This window comes from Microlunatus phosphovorus NM-1 (genome assembly GCF_000270245.1).
GTDB classification, from domain to species: Bacteria; Actinomycetota; Actinomycetes; order Propionibacteriales; family Propionibacteriaceae; genus Microlunatus; species Microlunatus phosphovorus.
In genome coordinates this window covers 1,023,134-1,039,605 of the sequence record NC_015635.1, presented here as the reverse complement: position 1 = coordinate 1,039,605, position 16,472 = coordinate 1,023,134, and the positions used below count along the sequence as shown (strand labels likewise).

Annotated in this window: 16 protein-coding genes and 1 pseudogene; 9 read left to right on the top strand and 8 right to left on the bottom strand. The window is 67.5% G+C overall.

Annotated features, from left to right (window positions below; translation table 11 throughout):
* The first annotated feature begins 104 nt into the window (after positions 1-104).
* The gene (locus MLP_RS04580) at positions 105-458 is read left to right on the top strand and encodes a cyclophilin-like fold protein (RefSeq protein WP_013861844.1); all 354 of its coding nucleotides are present in this window, start codon (positions 105-107) and stop codon (positions 456-458) included.
* A 355-nt stretch (positions 459-813) separates the two neighbouring features.
* On the opposite strand, the gene MLP_RS04575 is transcribed toward MLP_RS04580, so the two are convergent.
* On the bottom strand, positions 814-1,665 hold the full coding sequence (locus tag MLP_RS04575; RefSeq protein ID WP_013861843.1) for a CPBP family intramembrane glutamic endopeptidase: 852 nt from the start codon (positions 1,663-1,665) through the stop codon (positions 814-816).
* Between the two features lie 198 nt (positions 1,666-1,863).
* Between MLP_RS04575 and MLP_RS04570 the strand changes: the two genes are divergently transcribed.
* The gene (locus MLP_RS04570; RefSeq protein ID WP_049804455.1) at positions 1,864-2,682 is read left to right on the top strand and encodes an alpha/beta fold hydrolase; all 819 of its coding nucleotides are present in this window, start codon (positions 1,864-1,866) and stop codon (positions 2,680-2,682) included.
* A gap of 22 nt (positions 2,683-2,704) precedes the next feature.
* On the opposite strand, the gene MLP_RS04565 is transcribed toward MLP_RS04570, so the two are convergent.
* On the bottom strand, positions 2,705-3,403 hold the full coding sequence (locus MLP_RS04565; protein WP_013861841.1) for a TetR/AcrR family transcriptional regulator: 699 nt from the start codon (positions 3,401-3,403) through the stop codon (positions 2,705-2,707).
* Between the two features lie 117 nt (positions 3,404-3,520).
* Between MLP_RS04565 and MLP_RS04560 the strand changes: the two genes are divergently transcribed.
* The 3 genes from MLP_RS04560 to MLP_RS04550 are packed head-to-tail and all read left to right on the top strand — an operon-like array spanning position 3,521 to position 6,843.
* A complete protein-coding gene (locus MLP_RS04560) occupies positions 3,521-4,546 on the top strand; it encodes an NAD(P)-dependent alcohol dehydrogenase (RefSeq protein ID WP_013861840.1) in 1,026 nt (341 codons plus the stop codon).
* Positions 4,547-4,577: 31 nt separating this feature from the next.
* Positions 4,578-5,342 carry a DUF4386 domain-containing protein gene (locus tag MLP_RS04555; protein WP_013861839.1) on the top strand — a complete coding sequence of 255 codons (765 nt, stop codon included), beginning with the start codon at positions 4,578-4,580 and terminating at the stop codon, positions 5,340-5,342.
* A 4-nt stretch (positions 5,343-5,346) separates the two neighbouring features.
* Positions 5,347-6,843, top strand: a complete 1,497-nt coding sequence (locus MLP_RS04550) for a serine hydrolase domain-containing protein (protein ID WP_013861838.1) — start codon at positions 5,347-5,349, stop codon at positions 6,841-6,843.
* Here MLP_RS04550 and MLP_RS04545 read toward each other — a convergent pair.
* The 3 genes from MLP_RS04545 to MLP_RS04535 form a co-directional block, all read right to left on the bottom strand.
* Positions 6,810-7,790: a GlxA family transcriptional regulator gene (locus tag MLP_RS04545; protein WP_041791247.1), complete on the bottom strand. Its 981-nt coding sequence runs from the start codon at positions 7,788-7,790 to the stop codon at positions 6,810-6,812. The genes MLP_RS04550 and MLP_RS04545 overlap by 34 nt on opposite strands.
* 60 nt (positions 7,791-7,850) lie before the next feature.
* A complete protein-coding gene (locus MLP_RS04540) occupies positions 7,851-8,621 on the bottom strand; it encodes a DUF4386 family protein (RefSeq protein WP_156821027.1) in 771 nt (256 codons plus the stop codon).
* Positions 8,622-8,764: 143 nt separating this feature from the next.
* The gene (locus tag MLP_RS04535) at positions 8,765-8,962 is read right to left on the bottom strand and encodes a hypothetical protein (protein ID WP_041789728.1); all 198 of its coding nucleotides are present in this window, start codon (positions 8,960-8,962) and stop codon (positions 8,765-8,767) included.
* A gap of 21 nt (positions 8,963-8,983) precedes the next feature.
* On the opposite strand from MLP_RS04535, the gene MLP_RS04530 reads away from it, so the two are divergent.
* The gene (locus MLP_RS04530) at positions 8,984-9,289 is read left to right on the top strand and encodes a class I SAM-dependent methyltransferase (RefSeq protein WP_013861834.1); all 306 of its coding nucleotides are present in this window, start codon (positions 8,984-8,986) and stop codon (positions 9,287-9,289) included.
* A gap of 11 nt (positions 9,290-9,300) precedes the next feature.
* On the opposite strand, the gene MLP_RS04525 is transcribed toward MLP_RS04530, so the two are convergent.
* Entirely contained in the window at positions 9,301-10,554 is a 1,254-nt protein-coding gene (locus MLP_RS04525) for a glycosyltransferase (protein ID WP_013861833.1), read from the bottom strand.
* Positions 10,555-10,843: 289 nt separating this feature from the next.
* On the opposite strand from MLP_RS04525, the pseudogene MLP_RS29430 reads away from it, so the two are divergent.
* The 3 genes and pseudogenes from MLP_RS29430 to MLP_RS04515 all read left to right on the top strand — a co-directional run bounded on the left by MLP_RS29430 (position 10,844) and on the right by MLP_RS04515 (position 14,016).
* Positions 10,844-11,208, top strand: a pseudogene (locus MLP_RS29430) (Na+/H+ antiporter NhaA).
* A 265-nt stretch (positions 11,209-11,473) separates the two neighbouring features.
* Positions 11,474-12,382: an ABC transporter ATP-binding protein gene (locus tag MLP_RS04520; RefSeq protein ID WP_049804453.1), complete on the top strand. Its 909-nt coding sequence runs from the start codon at positions 11,474-11,476 to the stop codon at positions 12,380-12,382.
* Positions 12,379-14,016: an ABC transporter permease gene (locus tag MLP_RS04515; RefSeq protein ID WP_013861830.1), complete on the top strand. Its 1,638-nt coding sequence runs from the start codon at positions 12,379-12,381 to the stop codon at positions 14,014-14,016. Before MLP_RS04520 ends, MLP_RS04515 begins: the two co-directional genes overlap by 4 nt.
* A 456-nt stretch (positions 14,017-14,472) precedes the next feature.
* On the opposite strand, the gene MLP_RS04510 is transcribed toward MLP_RS04515, so the two are convergent.
* Both MLP_RS04510 and MLP_RS04505 read right to left on the bottom strand, forming a co-directional pair.
* Positions 14,473-15,780: a hypothetical protein gene (locus tag MLP_RS04510; protein WP_013861828.1), complete on the bottom strand. Its 1,308-nt coding sequence runs from the start codon at positions 15,778-15,780 to the stop codon at positions 14,473-14,475.
* The gene (locus MLP_RS04505) at positions 15,780-16,430 is read right to left on the bottom strand and encodes an NAD(P)H-binding protein (protein WP_197536501.1); all 651 of its coding nucleotides are present in this window, start codon (positions 16,428-16,430) and stop codon (positions 15,780-15,782) included. The genes MLP_RS04510 and MLP_RS04505 overlap by 1 nt, the downstream gene beginning before the upstream one ends.
* Positions 16,431-16,472: the final 42 nt, after the last annotated feature.

Below are 16,472 nucleotides of genomic sequence, written 5' to 3'. Positions count from 1 at the left end.
CGCTCACACGGTGGGAGTCTCTGTCAGGGAGGTACTGGCAGGGACTTCCTCGTCTCCTCGTCAGCTGGTTACGGTGAACGCCGAAGCCGACCACGGGAGACTCCATGCAGATCGAGCTGACGATCAATGACACGCTGGTCACCGGTGACCTGTACGACCACCCGGTGGCGCGTGAGCTGTTCGAGTTGCTCCCCCTCGAACTGGTCTTCAACGACTTCAACCAGGTCGAGAAGGTGGCCCCTCTTGGAAGCTCTCTGACTTTGCGTGGCGTGCCGAGGGCGGACGCGCCTGGGCCTGGCGAGATCGGCTACTACGCCCCGAGCCAGGGACTGGTCCTCTACTACGACAGTCCGGGGAGATGGCCGGGGCTGGTCGTGATGGGGCAGTTCGACTACGACCTGAACGCGCTGCGCGCGCTGCCGGACGGGACCCGGATCCGAATTGCGGCCGCACCCTAACTCGCCCACAGTCCAGCTCGAGGTTCGTCGGGTGCACAGCCCCCGTTGCTTCCCGATCATGATTTCGACAGGCAGCACCCACCTGAGCCAGCTCTGCCCGGTCGTTCAGGCGTTCGGAGAGTATCCGCACGGCGATCCTGCTGCGGGCCCTCCGGAAGAGGAGGATCTTCGATCCATGTGCAGCTCTGGGGAGACCGGTTGGACAACACCCTGATGGAATGACGATCAGGGAGTGCGGGTGTGGGTGACCGCCGCCGAACGGATAGCCGCAGGTCATGCGGGCTGGTCGAGGAGCGCTCCTTCGCCAACGGACTGATCTACGCGCGCTACCGCCGTTCGTGCTGAGCATGCAGTCTCAGGGATCGGTGACGGCGGCCTTCGGATCGGGAAGGCCGTAGTACGCGCGCCCGACTCGGCCGCGGATGAAGAGCAGCAGCATGAACCCGACGACGATGACCACTGGGTTCGCGAGGTTTGCGATCGGTAGCAGGGCGCCGGCTTCGCCGAGCTGTCCTTGCTCGTCGATCGCACCGGTGAGGAGGAACTGGCTTGGATCAGTGGAAGCGTGCAGCAGGATCGGCCAGATCAGGCTGCCGCCCACCCGCATCGAGAGATACATCAGTACGCCGAACATGCTGGTGTACGCCACCAGCACGATCATCGGGAGCAGGTCGGTGGTACCGATGAAGTTGCCGGCGTGCAGCGCCCCGAACAGCAGTGACGACAGGGCGGCCACGGCCCACTCGCCATAGCCGCCGCGCCGCAGCAGCTGCACAGTGAACCCGCGGCAGACCAGTTCCTCGGTGAAGCCGATGCACAGACCGAGAAACAAGGTCATCACAGTCACGCCCAGACCGACTGCCTGATAGTCGACCGCGGCGTACCGCACGAGGTTGAAACCCAGCACGACAACGACGGCGGTCCACATCCACCAGCTGCCACGGATCGGCTGAGGCCCGAAGAGTTCCGTCAACCAACCGAAGGACCACGCCAGCAGCAGCATCAGCAGCCCGGTCGTCAGGATCGAGAACGCCTGTCCGAAGAACACGTTCTCAGGGCTGGAGAACGTGCCGCCGTCCGTCCTGAAGCCACCGAAGAACTGGTGGAGCACCCAGGCGACGCCTTGATAGAGCAGCCAGTAACAGACCACCAGCAGGAGTGCCTTCCAGGCCCCGCCCTGGTTCCAGAACCTGCGGTAGCCAGCCACGTGATCACCTTACGTCTCCGGCTATCACAGCCTCCTTCCTCTCGTCGGGAGCCAGAGTTCTGTATCGCGTCGACGAACAGTCAGACATTTCGTCGATCACGTCGCAGCCCGCGGCGTCTCGACGAACCCCCTTGACGTAGCAGTATGAATAAGACGGACACGAGGAACCGACAGCGCAGGAGGAGAGTCGTGACAGACATGAAGCCGGTGACCATCCCCGGGGGGACCGTCATGGTGGCAGACCGCGGCTCAGGCGATCCAGTCCTTCTTGTCCAGACGGCGCTGACGGCCGATGAGCTCGTGCCGCTGGCAGAGAACCTCGAACGCGGAGGCCACCGGGTGGTCCTCTATCACCGGCGCGGGTACGGTGCGAGCTCACCGGCAGGCGGTGCCGTGACCGTCGTCGGGGATGCCGAGGACTGCCATGAGCTCCTGTCGCGAATCGGTCTGGCCTCGACCCACGTCGTGTCAACCTCGTACGGCGCGGCCGTCGCGCTGGAGCTGGCAGCCAGGTGGCCGTCGCGTGTACGGTCGCTGACACTGATCGAGCCGCCGCCGGTCGTCGCGCCCTCGGTGGTCGAGGAGTTTGCCGCCGCGAACTCGACACTGCTGACGTCGTACCGGGAGCGCGGGGCGCCCGTCGCGCTCGTGGAGTTCCTGACGCTGCTGATGGGAGTCGGGTGGCGGGCGACACTCGAGCGGTGGCTTCCCGGTTCGGTCGAGCAAGTGACTGCGGACGCGGAGACCTTCTTCGGACACGATGTCCCGGCACTGATCGACTGGCGGTTCGATGACCGTGATGCCGCGCGGATCACCTGCCCGGTGCTGTACGTGGGCGGCTCCGCGAGCGGAGAGTGGTTCGCCGCCGTTCGACAACAGGTCCTCTCGTGGTTTCCGGACGCCGAGGACGTCGTGGTGCCAGACGCGGACCACAATCTCGCCCTGACTCACGTGGACCAGATCGCTCTGGCCGTCGGCCGGTTCATCGCACGCCAGCGCAGCGGTCGACAGCCCTGAGGGCCCGCCGCTGATCTGCCGGCTAAGCGCGGATCTGGACCTCAGGTCGTTCGATCGCCGCGGCACCCATGCGCTCGACGCCGTCGAGGACGAAGTCGAGACCGACCTCGAACGAGTCGCCGAAGTCGTACCCAGGTCGCATGACGTGTTCGGCGGTGAAGCGCACGAGCGCCGGGTAGTCCTCGGCAGACAGCGGGGCGATGATCTGCGCGCTTGCCTCGGTCAGGTCGCCGCTCGACTCACCGAAGGGCAGTGCCGCCTCCTGCAGGGCGAAGCCGTAGACGAAAGCGTCGACCACCGCGAGCGCATGTGCAACGATCGGGAGCGGGAAGCCGGTCGTCAGCCACGTGGCGACCACGGCCTCGTGATGATCGAGGATATCGGTGCCCGGCTTCCGGCGCGACTCCATGAGCGGGATCGCCCAGGGATGACGCCGTAACGCCGCCCGTAGCGAGCGGGCACGCCTGCGGCTCCCGTCCTGCCACGGCACCATGGGGTCCGGTCGCTCCACCTCGTCGAACACCCGGCCAACCATGCCGTCGATGATGTCGTCCTTGCCGTCCACGTAGTGGTAGACGCTCATCGGTTTGACTCCGAGGTGGCTGGCAAGACGGCGGATCGTCAGCGGCTCGAGCCCGATCTGGTCCGCGAGAGCCACGGCCCCGTCGATGATCCGATCGCGGCTCAGTGGCGCGCGTGCGTTGCCCGTAGGCAGTGTCATCCGTTCCTCCTTCAGCAGGGTCTTGACTCATCGTACTAAGTATGTTTATCGTTGAGGAATCGCCGTACTAAGTACGAACCAGTCGTCGGACCAGCATAGGCAGCGAGGGAACGAGCCATGACCGAGAAGTGCGTAGCCGGCACTGCAGCCGAGACCGTGCCCGCCACCATGCATGCCGTCGTCCAGCGCGGCTACGGCGCGCCCGGCGTTCTCCAGCTCGAACAGATCGCGGTCCCGACGCCCGGGACTGGTCAGGTCTTGGTCCGGGTGCACGCGGCAGGGCTCGACCGTGGGGTGTGGCACGTCATGGCTGGGCTGCCCTACCTGGTGCGCCCCATGTTCGGGTTGTCGACACCGCGCCAGCCCGTCCCGGGCTTCGATGTCGCGGGCACGGTCGTCGCGCTCGGCGACGAGGTCGACGGACTCGCTGCCGGCAACCGAGTCTTCGGCACGGCCGACGGCAGCTACGCCGAGTACGCCGTCGCGGACGCCGCCACGCTCGCACCCATTCCGGACGGGCTCGACCTCGACGCAGCCGCGGGGGTCGCGGTGTCGGGGCTCACCGCTCTCGAGGCGGTCCGCGATCACGGCGCTGTCCGGGCCGGGCAGCGAGTGCTGGTGATCGGCGCGTCGGGCGGGGTCGGTGGCTACGCCGTGCAGATCGCTGCCGCGGCAGGCGCCGAGGTCACCGGGGTGGCCAGCGCGGCCAAGGTCGACTACGTACGTTCGCTCGGGGCCGGGTCCACCATTGACTACGCTGCGGACGACGTCACCGAGCTTCCCGACCGGTACGACGTCATCATCGACATCAACGGCCGTCTGCCGATCGCTCGCTTGGCGCGGATCCTCACCCCGAGGGGCACGCTGGTCGTGGTCGGCGGCGAGGGCGGTGACCGGTTGACCGGCGGCCTGCACCGTCAGCTGGGCGCGAGCATCCGCTCCGTCTTCACGCGTCGCAAGCTCGGCTTCTTCATCTCCTCGCCATCGCCGGCCGGACTCCGCGACCTTGCGGCGCTGATCGCGAGCGGTGCGGTGCGGTCGACCGTCGAGTCGGTGCGCCCGCTGGCCGCCGTGCACGACGCGATCGCCGACCTCTCCGCCGGCCGCATCCGGGGCAAGGCCGTGCTCCGCATCACCGACTGACCACTCTCACCCACGACCCGAAGGAAGCATCATGCTCACTCCCTCCGACACCACTCGTCGTACCGCAGTCCGCGTCGCCGGCGCCGGTTACGTCGCCTTGTTCGTGCTCGCGATCTTCGCCAACTTCGTCGTGAAGCAGGGGATCGTCGATCCCGCCGACGCCGAGGCGACCGTCGCCGCCATCCGCGCGCAGGAGTGGCTGTTCCGCGTCGGAATCGCCGCGTTCGTGCTGGTGTTCCTGATCGACGTCCCCGTCGCCTGGGGTCTCTATGTGCTGTTCGTGCCGGCTGGCCGCGCGAGGTCGCTGCTGGCGGCGTGGTTCCGCATCGTCTATACGGTGTTCCTCGGTGTCGGTGCGGTCTTCATGTTCCTCGGGCTACAGATCGCCACCGGCGACTTCGCTCTCGGGGAGCAGCAGGCGATGCTCATGCTCGCGGCCTTCGACGTCGCGTGGTATGTCGGGCTGATCGCCTTCGGCGTGCACCTGATGCTGCTCGGCGACATCATCATCCGCTCGCGCATCGCCCCGCGCTTCATCGGCATCGTCCTCGCGGTGGCGGGCTGCGCGTACGCGGCCGACACCCTGGTGCACATCCTGGTGGCCGACTACGCGGCGGTCGCCGACCTCATGCTCGCGATCGTCGCGATCCCGTCGATCGTCGCCGAGCTCACCTTCACGATCTGGCTGCTGCTCGCTGGCCGCCGATCCAGCGCCGTGACGCGCGACGACCTGATCGAGCGGACCGACGTCGCGAGTCCTGGTCGCCCCCTTGCCCGCGAGACGTCGGGCCTCTGAGCTCGTGCTGCGCTTGCTGGGCGCCGTCATGCTCGGCCTCGCCGTCGCGCTGTTCGCCGGGAGCGGCGCCGCGGCCGAGCCACCGATCGCCGCCGGCCCGAACGGCGCGATCGAAGAGGTCATCGATCGCGAGCTGGCGGCATCGGGTGTCCCCGGAGTCGCCTACGCGGTGGCCGAGAGGGGCGAGATCTCCGCCGCGGGTGCCCGTGGCGTCGTGCGAGCTGGCGCCGACGCCGCTGTCACCCCCGACAGCGCGTTCCGCTGCGGGTCGGTCTCGAAGAGCTTCACTGCGCTCGCCGTGATGCAGCTCGTCGAGGCGGGGAAGATCGACCTGGATGCCGGGCTCGCCACCTACCTGACGGAATTCACCGGTCGGCCCGCCGCCATGATCACTGTTCGCCAGCTGCTCACGCACACCAGCGGCTACTCGACCTTCCAGGGAAATGAATCGCATTCTGACGACGAGGTCGGCGAGGACGCTCTTGCCCGGAGCGTGGCGGGGCTGGTCGACCTTGATCCGGCGTCCGCTCCGGGAAAGCGGTGGGAATACTCGAACACGAACTACCAGCTGCTCGGCCGCATCATCGAAGTCGTGAGCGGTCGGAGCTTTCAGCAGTATGTGGGCAATGCCATCCTGGGACCGATCGGTATGGATCACGGCTTCGTCGACGATGGTGAGGTGCACGACGACACCGCGGTCGGTCACACCCCCTGGTTCGGCACCAAGCGGCCCGTGGCCGACCACACCACGCATCGTGCCACCGGCCCGCAGGGAGGCATCGTGGCGAGTGCGGCCGACCTGGCGCTCTACCTGCAGACGATGATGAACGGTCAGGACGACGTGCTCAGCGCCGAGGGAAAGGCGCTCATGCTGCAGCCGGCCGGTGGCGCCTCGCCCTTCTATGGCTTTGGCTGGTTCGTTGACCCATCGGCGGGCACGGTGTGGCACTCAGGCTCGACCCCCGGGTTCGAGTCGCTCGCAACGATGGTGCCGCGCGAGCAGAAGGCAGTTGTCGTGCTGGTCAATGGTGGGACCGGACTGGGATTCGGTGAGACAGCCGGGCTGCGTGATGCCATCACGGCCGCCGCCCTCGGCCTCGACCAGGCCGGCGGGGACTCCCGGTGGTCGCAGAAGGCGCTCTTCACCGGACTGGTGCTGCTGCCGATCGGCTATCTGCTGGCGATGACCTGGGCGTGGTGGCGTCGTGACGGCATCCGTGCCAAGTCTGGTGTGTCTGGTTTGTTCAGCCTCTGGTTCCCGCTGCTCACCACGGCAGTCGCGGCCTGGGTGATGCTGGGTCTCGTGCCGAGGCTGGTGGGAGCGCCGCTGCGCACCATCGCGCTGTTCCAGCCGGATCTGGGAGTGCTGCTCCTCGCTGGAGCCGTGACAGGAGTGCTGTGGGCCGGGTTCCGGCTGGCCATTGCCTACCCGGTGCGATCTCTCTCAACCTCGGGACGGCACCGTCGTCAGGGCGCGGGCCGAGCGAATCGTGCCCGATAGTCCGTTGGAGTGATGCCGAGGACTCGCTTGAACGCGCGATGGAGGGTCTCGCCGTTGCGGAAACCTGTGCTGTGCGCAATCGCGTCGATGCCGGCGTCGGTGAGCTCGAGGAGGCGACGCGCGGCGTCCAGGCGGACGCGCTCGACATACCGGGCTGGGCTCGTGCCGATCTCGGTCGTGAAGAGGCGTTGGAAGCCCCGTTCGCTCATCAGGCTTCGAGCCGCGAGTGCACGCACCGTGAGATCGGCATCGAGGTGGTCACTGATGAAGGCGAGCAGGTCGGCGAGCCCGGGATGCTGGGAGGCCTGTGCGGCGAGGTGCGTCGAGTACTGCTGCTGCCCACCGGCACGACGGAGATAGACGACGAGACAGCGCGCGGTCTCTGCCGCGATCGTCGCGCCGTGGTGGGTGCTGAGGATCTCCAGCGACAGGTCGATGCCCGCCGTCACACCCGCCGAGGTCCAGACGCCGTCGTAGTGGAAGATGCGGTTCGCGTCGACCTCGACCTCTGGGTGTGCGGACGCGAGCGTATCGGCGAGCGCCCAATGCGTCGTCGCGTGCTTCCCGGTGAGGAGCCCGGCACGGGCCAGCAGCAGTGCGCCCGTACAGATGGAACCCACCTCCTCGCTGCGGGACGCAAGCGAGGAGAGGTCGGCGACGAAGGCGTCGTCGGCAGCCGCGGCGTCGACCTGGAGGCCGCCCGCCACCAGCAGGACATCGGGGGAGAGGCCGGGGTCGCCGACCGATCGGGTGGCGACGAGGGCCGGCCCGGCGGCTGTTGCAACTGGTCCCGGCGAGGCAGCGGCGACCTCGACGGTGTAGAGCGGATCGGTCTCCCCGGCCTGCTCTGCCACCCAGTTCGCGAAGTAGAAGACGTCCGAGGGCCCGAAGACATCAAGGCCTTGCACTCGCTCGAAGACGACGATCACGACCCGGCGGTGACGCACTTCGCCAGCGTGATCGGCGCCACCGCGGGTGTCAACCGGGTCGGTCACCGTGAGCGCAGGTCAACCGGCCGCAACAGGAGCGGGTGATGGCCTGCCGAGCCGTCGGTGCGCAGGCTGGAAGTGCCAGAGTGTGACTCCGACGAGCGAGAACCACACGATCATCGTGACCCCGAACACCGATCCGGCATCCGTCAGGCGCGGGACCATCGTCGCAAGGCCTGCGAGGCCCGTGACGATGCCGAATGCGGCAATCCAACGAGGCAACGCGCGCCCGATCCACGTCGATACACCGACCAGGATCACCCAAACACCGCCGACGACCTCGTTGCCGCCGCCGAGACCGTTGCCGATCGTGTCGACGGTGAGCCACAGGGCCTCCGCGGCTGAGGCGTCGGTGGCAGCGAGGACGCTGACGGTCGTGAGACCGACGCCGATGACCATGCCTGCGGCGACGATGACCGCTGCCCACATGATGCCGAACACGAGTCCCACGCGGCCGATTCCCGATCCGCGGGTGCCGGCAGTGCGGTCACGCAGAGCGATGGCGAGTGGCACCAGCGCGATGCCGAACAGGATCGTGATGACGAGGTTCCACAGCGCAAGCATCGACTCGTGCTCCAGGAGCTGCGACACAGCCGAGGCCGAGTCGGTAGCGGTGACGTACCCGTGGAGCGTGGTGACGGCGAGGAGCAGCCCGAACACGAAGGTGCCGGCTGCGACGTATGCCGCGGCCCCGCCGATCTTCTGCCCTGGTTCCATGGGCCGCGCGGTTGTGTCTCCTGCGGCGATGGGACCCTCGTCGCTTCGATCGATGCTGTGCTTCGCTGTCATGGTTCCACCATCACCGTGAGTGGTGGCCGGCGCCAGGACGGATGACTGACGATTCGCGCCAATCAGTCGCGGCGGACCTGCGGGACCAGCAGCCGGCCGGATCGCGGTGGCCAACTACTGGATGACGTATTCTCGCGCAGCCATCATTGCCGGGCCTTGTTCGTGCGCGCCTTCCCCGCGGTGAAGACATAGGCGAAGGCAGTCCTGGCGTACGCGACTCCACGTCCTTGCCGTCGGATCTCGTCGGGGTCGGCGGCCGATGCCCGCTTCGGAATGAGGCAGCTGTCGAGACTCGCGGTATCGAGACGGTAGCTGCCGCCTTGGTGGTGGACGGCTGTCACGACCTGGTGACGATGAACCTCGTGTTGCATGAGACAGGTGCTCATGGGGACTACCTGGTAGTGCTTCGTCGAGTCCTCGACGCGCTGCGGTCCGAGGGCGCGATCGTGGTGTCGGAGTTGCCGTACCCGGATGATATCAACTCATACCGCACTGACCCGGTGCACCGCCGGCTGGCGGGGGTGCAGTTGTACGAGACCGTTGTCGGGTGTGGCGCGATCACCCAACGTGAACTGCTCGGGCTTCTCGATGCCGCCGGGTTCGATGACGTCGCGCCCATCGATCAACCGCGCGCCACCCGTTTCGTCGTTACGGGAAGGCGTCGGTGACTTCGGCGTTGTCAGGTCTTCGCCTCCGACCAGATGGCTTGGACCGCGGAATGGATGCCATTCTCCCTGCTGAGTTGGTCGCCGAGCTGCTGTGCGCGTGCTCGGAGGTCGCAGTCGTTCAGCAGCCGGTCGATCGCCGGGTGCAGCCGCGCGTCGGTGATCTTCCAGCTGGGGATGGGACCCGGCCCGGCGCCGAGGTCGTGCACGCGGTGGCCCCAGAAGGACTGGTCTCCGATGAAGGGGCAGATCAGGGTCGGTCGCCCGGCTCCCAGGCCCGCGTGGGTGGTGCCGGAGCCCCCGTGGTGGATCACGGCTGCGGTGCGGGGGAACAGCCAGTCGTGCGGCACAGATCGGATCGTGTGGACCTGCTCGGCGTCGGTGTAGCGGGTGAGGCCGCCCCAGCCGGTCGCGAGCAGCACCCGTCGTCGGTGGTTGGTGAGGGCGTGGACGATGCGGGCGGTCCGCTGGGCGGCGTTCTTGAGGAAGCCCATGCTGCCGAACCCGACGTAGACCGGCGCATCGCCGGCGTCGAGGAACCGGGCGAGGTCGGCAGGCGGGGTCCAGGCCGGGTCGGTGTCGAGGGTCCAGGGGCCGGTGATGTGGGCGTGGTCGGGGTAGTCGGCAGGTCGGGGCACGAGGTGGGTGCTGAAGGGGTAGAGCGCAGGGACCGGGGTGCCGTCGCGGCGGGACAGCAGAGCATCGGTGCGGGGTGTGCGGCGCAGCCCGAGGGTGTCGGTGCGGAAGGTGTTGATCATTGACCCGTACATCAGCATAGTGGCGTGGTTGAACGCATAACTGGCCTTGTTCGCCGCGCCGCCAAGGGGCCAGCGCCCGATGAAAGGAATCGGGAACGCGGCGGTGGGGGTGAAGAACGGCAGCGGCAGCGAGATGAATGCGGGCAGGTCGAGCCGTTCGGCAATGTGTAGCGCGCCGAGACATTTTGGGTGGTAGACGATCACATCGGGACGCCAGCTGCGGGCGGCGGCCCACTCGTCGAGCATCATCTGCCGCATCGCGGCTTGCATCCGCCGAGCCAACTGGTAGCTGTCGGCTGCGCCGCGCATCGAGGGCATCACGGTCTGGATCAGCTCCAGGCCCGCGTTGTCCATCGGCAGATGCTCCACCTTGTGGGCGGTGAGGAGGTCGGTGAAACCGGTGGGAGTGCAGATCGCGGACTGATGTCCGGCCCCTGTCAGACCGGTGGCGAGAGCGACGAACGGACGAACATCGCCCTCGGTGCCGAACGCATGGATCAGGACCCTCACCGCGCCGCCCCTTCCGACACGGGCAGGTGTGGGCGAATAGCAGAACTGATCATGGGCCGGGGCCTCGTTTCTGATCGGTCGATACGTGATCAACGTTGCCGACCAGGCTTCCCGGCTCTCCGAGCAGCAACGATACGCCGCCACCGGCCCCACGGCCATACCTACAGGATGTGGTGGCTGGTGGGACCCGCTCGGGCCTCTCCGTCAACGGGGGCCGCGGCGTGTCGGGAAGTCTGGTCGATGTTCTTGTCGGCGAACCCGGCGGCAGGGGTGCGCCGAGAGCACTCGTATGCACGATGCTCGGTCATGCTGCCGCTTGACCGGCCGTGCCCGCCGATGGGTGGCTGCGGAGACCACCAGCGGCGCGTTGTTGAAGCACGGGACCGTCGTTGGGAGCCTGCGCCACATCCGGGAGGCGGCAGTACCGGTGCTCGACGCTGTGGGAGGGATGGCACGGCCCGCGGGGGTGTTCGTCACGGTCGAGCTCGGGCTCGGCGATGCATCCGCGCTGCACGAGTGGGCGATCCCCACCGCAACGACATCGGGTTCGCGCTGGCGGTACTGGCGATCGTCGGCCACGGACCGCCCAGCGTCCCACGCACCTTCCTGCTCACCCTCGCCGTGGTCGACACGACCTGCTGGCGATCATGGTGATTGCCGTCTTCTCCTCAGTCGCCTGCCTGGCGGTATGGGCACTTGGCAATGCGCAAGTGGTCACAGCGGAGTGCGCTGGGGAACATGAACAGCGTGACGTTATTGGTTAGTTGGCGCGGATTTCCACGCAGTTGGATCGGCTGCGCGTAGTCCGCGTCAATTAGTTGACCTGCTGCGTCATAGCCCGCCAGGGTCTAGTGTTGTCCATGGAGTGCCGGGAAGCCTGGTCGGCGTCGACATAGTCGTTCGCTGCGAAGGAGTTCCGATGCGTGTGCCGTCCGAGCCTGCCGTACGAACCGAGGGCCTGACCAAGAGATTCGGCAAGACCGTGGCCTTGGACCGGCTCGACCTGGAGGTGAGCGCCGGAGAGGTATTCGGCTTCCTGGGCCCGAACGGGGCTGGTAAGTCCACCACGATCAGGCTGTTGCTCGGATTGATCCGTCCGACGAGTGGGCGTGCCCTGATCTTCGGTATCGACGCGGCGGACAGCGTCGTGGCTCATGCTCACCTCGCCCACGTCCCGGCGGATGTGGCGCTGTGGCCCGATCTGACCGGCGCCGAGGTGCTGGCCCTGTTGGCGGCTCTCGGGGCTGGCTCGGACCTCGCCTACCAGGCTGAGCTGGTCGATCGATTCGGCCTGGAACCAGATCGGCGCTGTGGCACCTATTCCACCGGCAACCGCCAGAAGGTCGCCCTGATCGCGGCGTTCGCCAGGCGCGCACCGCTGCTCGTCCTCGACGAGCCCACCAGCGGACTGGATCCGTTGATGGAGCAGGAGTTCCGTGCCTGCTTGCGCGAGGCGACCGCCCGTGGACAGACGGTGTTCCTCAGTTCCCACCAACTTGCCGAGGTCGAGGCAGTCTGCGACCGCGTGGGCATCCTGCGGTGCGGCAGGCTCGTCGAGGTTGCTGGCCTGGCGGAGTTGCGCCGGCTTCGGTTGACCGAGCTCACCGCAACCTTCGCCGACACCGCGCCAGGGTACGAGCGGCTTGCCGCCATCCCCGGTGTCGAGTCCGCTCGAACGGTGTCGGAGAGCACCGTCGCTCTGGTGCTCTCGGGACCTCCCGGCCCGGCGCTGCAGTTCCTCGCGACCGATGGCCTGGTCGGCGTGGCTGCCCGTGAGCCGAGTCTGGAGGAGATCTTCCTGGAGTACTACGGCGGGAGCGCGTCGTGACTGCTGTGATTGCCGGCACTCCACACCGGACATCGAGTCCTCGGGTCCGGCTGTTGCGGTTGCTGCGGCTGGATCTGCGGGGCATCTCCCGCAGTGCTGTCATCCTCGGCCTTCTCACTGCTGGGTTCACCGCCATGGTCGTCCGGATCTATCCGACCACCGTTGCGACCCCCGCGGATGCTGCGGCGCTGGAGCTGGTGGCCGGCAACCCGGCGATCCGGCTGCTGTTCGGCGTGCCGCGAGCGCTGGACACCCCCGGCGGTTTCGTCGTCTGGCGGATCGGCACGATCGCCGCCGTCGCGATCGCCGCTTGGGCGCTGTCGACGGCGGCCCGGTTGACTCGTGGCGAGGAGGACACCGGCCGTTGCTGGCTGCTGCTGGCTGCGCCCATCCGGCTGGCCTCGACGGTGAGTGTGCACCTTTCCGCGATCGGCGGCGCGGTCTTTGCCATGGGTGCCGCGACGGCCGTTGCCCTGGTCGGAACCGGCGCCGGGCCGCGCGGTGCGGCGCTCTATGCGACAGGGCTGGTGGCGATCGGGTGGTTCTTCGCGGCTGTCGGTGCCTGCTGCGGCCAGTTGCTGGGCGAGCGCTCGTTGGCGGGCGGGCTGGCCAGCGGCGCACTCGTGGTCGGACTCGTCATTCGGATGGTCGGTGACGGGCTCGAATCGCTCGGATGGATCCGCTGGCTGACCCCGTTCGGCCTGCTGTCGCTCAGCGAGCCCTACGCGGGTGATCGTTGGCTGCCGGTGCTGGTGTTGTTGGTTGCTGCGCTGGGGAGCGGTGTGCTGGCAGTATGGCTGTCCAGTCGTCGTGACCTGGGGGTCGGGCTGATCGTGAGCCGCGGCACGAGGTCAGCACGAACGCGTCTGCTGACCTCGTCGATCGGTTTCGCCGCTCGCCGCTCGCTCCGGTCGCTGTTGGGCTGGGGTGCCGCACTGGGGGGCTACTTCCTGCTCATCGGGCTGCTGGCAGTGTCGCTGACAGACTTCTTGACCGCCAATCCGCGGTTCGCCGATCTGGCTGCGGCCGCCGGGTTCGGCGACCTGGCTCGCGTCGAGGGCTATGTGGCCTCGCTGTTCAAACTGCTGCCCATCCCGCTCGGTCTCTACGCCGCCATCCGGATCTCTCGGCTGGCGGCCGACGAAGCACGCGGCCGGATGACGTTGCTCTTCTGCACGCCCAGGCCTCGGGTCATTTGGCCGCTTGCCGAGGCGTCCGTCGCGTTCTGGGCGTGCCTGGTGCTGGCAGCGATCGCAGCTGTCGGCACCTGGATCGGTACGACCGTCGTCGGTGCTGATCTGGGACTGGGAGATGCCTTTGCCGGCACACTCAACGTGTTGCCGGTCGTGCTGCTGTCCCTGGGTGCGGCCGTGCTGGCGTGGGGTTGGCTCCCGGGGGCGGTGCTTCCGATCGGGGCGTTCCCGACCGTGGGCGGCTTCGTCTGGTGGATCCTGGCCGAGTCTCTCGGCTGGAACGAACGGATCCAGGCATTTTCCCCGTACGCCCACCTCGCGGCCGTGCCCGCGGATCCCCCGGATCTCGCGGCCGCCGGCGTGATGGTCGGGCTTGCTGCTGCCTTCCTCGTCGTAGGTCTGGTCGGATTCTCTCACCGGGACCTGCCCCACGGGCGATGACCAGTCGGAATCGCCGCGGGCCCGGCTGCCCGTCACGATTGCGGCTGCTGACTACATCGGGCACCTCCGGTAGGTGTGGACCGGCCGCTTCACCGGGTCGGTATCGTCCACGGCGACGGCGGGGTTCCCATCAGGAGCCGAAGGGTGTAGTGACAGTTCCTTCTTGATCTGCCACCAGCTGCCTACGTTTGACGGGTGCGAACCGAGAAGCTGACTCACACGGCCTAGGCGACGATGGCGACTCTCGCCACGCTGGCGCCGCTAGCCGGGTGCTCTCCGCAGGCGCCAGTCCGACGTCATCTCCGTCTGCGTCTCGGTCCACCGCAACGGCGGAAACGTCACCTGATGGCCCTACGGCGACATCCGACTACCAGGACGGCACCTATAGCGCCATGGGCACGTACGGCGGCGGGCCCTCCTACCTTGACGTCACCGTGACTCTCAGCGACAACGTCATCACCGCGGTGACCGTCGAGCCACAGGCGGAGAACGAGACATCCCTCGACTACCAGGAGCGCTTCGCTGCCGTCGCAGCAGCCGTTGGGCGACGAGCACCCCAGGGTTGGGGCCGACGACGAAGAAGGCCCCGGCCCTGATCTGCTCGTCAGTGAGTTCCTCGGCCAGGAGCTCCCGGCTCAGGAGGGGAACGACACAGATCGTGACCGTCAGACGGCCACCCGAGGACGCCTCGTAGCCGGTGAGAAGGTCTCGGTAGTAGGCGTCGCCCGGGGCGCCCACCAGCCAGATCAGGTGGATGTCACGAGTGGTGCGATAGGCGCCAAGGAGGCTGAGCAGAGGGGAGACTCCGGCCCCCATCCCCAGCAGGATCACGGGCTTGCGATCGTCATGGTCGGCGATGAGGGAGTCGAAGCGGCCGAACGGCCCTTCCAGGCGTGCGCGGGAGCCGACCTCGAGGGATCCGAGCTTCCTGGTGTAGTCGCTATGCTGCCGAACCGTGAAGGTGAGGACTCGGCGGTTGTCGTCGGTCACGGAGAACGGGTGGGCTTCGCGACCGACCGCCGACGACCCTTCGAAGCTGACGAAACAGAAGTCACCGGGCTGCACGGCCGACTCCTCACGATCCAGCGCCACGACGATTCGGCGACTCTGCTCGCTCAGCGGATGATTGGCGACGACGGTGCCGACGACAGCATTGCCTGGCGCGACCCACTTCTTCCAGGCATAGATGCCCAACACGGCCACCGTGTACAGGTCGAAGAGCACCATGAACACCAGATACTGATTCATTCTGGCGAGCAGGTGAGTGTGCAGCCAGATCATCAACAGGATGACGATGTTGAGGCGATGCAACCACACCGACAGCTGATGCCGGAACAGCCTTCGCTCCAGGAAACGCTTGGCAGCCAGGAACGGCCGGAACCGTTCGACCAGCCAGCCGCTGGGGAAGAACACCGCGAGACACAAGGTGGCGATCGCCCCGTACAAGCCCCAGTCACCGAGGGTGCGGGCGAGGCGGTTACTCGTATAGGAGTTCTCGGCGTGGACGTACGCCAGCACGATCGCCAGTACGCCGAGCATGCCGTGGAGCCCATAGATCGACGGCAGTCCGACGAACCGGTCGAGCCAGCGCGGCCTGACACTGAGCAGGATGGACAGCAGCCACCAGCAGTAGGCGATGAGGCCGAACAGCACGAGCTGCTTGAGGCTGACCGGCTCCGTGGCAATGGCGTCGTAGACGAGCACCAGCGGCAGCGGGAAGATCACTGCTACCGCCCAGAACGCCAACGTACGCAGTGTGCTCATCAGAAGCGGCCGCGGAGCGCGGCGAGGTCGCTGATCACCGCGGCCGGCTCATCGGCCAGCGCGAGATTGTCCCGGTCGTAAGGGCCGTCCAGCGCCGTGTCAGGAGCCAGCGCGGCGAACAGCGGATCGAGGTCGGCCGGGGCATTGCCCTTCTCGGCGACCAGCTCGAAGGTCTTGTGGTCGGCGGCGTCGGAGGTCAGCGCGGCCACGAGCACCTGCGCGATCTGGGCCCGGGAGATGACGCCGTCATCGGGGGAACCGGCCCAGCGGCGGTCCCCCTGCAACAGCACCAGGTGGTGCTGGTCGGGCTCGTTGTAGTCGAACCAGCCCGGCCGCACGATCGTGTACGGCAGGCCGCTGGCGCGCACGAGCCGCTCCGCGCGGCGTTTCCAGTCGTGACCAGTGGTCGGCTTGGTGACGCCGAGGGTGGTCATCAGCGCAATCCGAGCCGGAGCCTGCAACGCGTCCAGCACCGCCTTCACCGGCCGGTAGTTGACCCGCTCGGCGTCCGCATCGCGGTAGGTGCCCTGGGTGAGCACCACTCCGACGACGCCGTCGAGGGCGTCGTGGAGCACCTCGGGGTCGCTCGGGTCCCCGACGACGACTCGGGCGCTGCTCGGAAACAGGGATGCCTGCTCCGGATCGCGCACCAAGGCTCTCGTTCGAAGCCGGCTCGCAGCGATTCCGCGACG

Excerpts from the sequence above, each read along its gene's own strand:
- MLP_RS04510 (WP_013861828.1), bottom strand. The coding sequence starts at position 15,780 with ATGAGCACACTGCGTACGTTGGCGTTCTGGGCGGTAGCAGTGATCTTC.
- MLP_RS04520 (WP_049804453.1), top strand. The coding sequence starts at position 11,474 with ATGCGTGTGCCGTCCGAGCCTGCCGTACGAACCGAGGGCCTGACCAAG.
- MLP_RS04540 (WP_156821027.1), bottom strand. The coding sequence starts at position 8,621 with ATGACAGCGAAGCACAGCATCGATCGAAGCGACGAGGGTCCCATCGCC.
- MLP_RS04560 (WP_013861840.1), top strand. The coding sequence starts at position 3,521 with ATGACCGAGAAGTGCGTAGCCGGCACTGCAGCCGAGACCGTGCCCGCC.
- MLP_RS04565 (WP_013861841.1), bottom strand. The coding sequence starts at position 3,403 with ATGACACTGCCTACGGGCAACGCACGCGCGCCACTGAGCCGCGATCGG.
- MLP_RS04570 (WP_049804455.1), top strand. The coding sequence starts at position 1,864 with ATGAAGCCGGTGACCATCCCCGGGGGGACCGTCATGGTGGCAGACCGC.
- MLP_RS04555 (WP_013861839.1), top strand. The coding sequence starts at position 4,578 with ATGCTCACTCCCTCCGACACCACTCGTCGTACCGCAGTCCGCGTCGCC.
- MLP_RS04580 (WP_013861844.1), top strand. The coding sequence starts at position 105 with ATGCAGATCGAGCTGACGATCAATGACACGCTGGTCACCGGTGACCTG.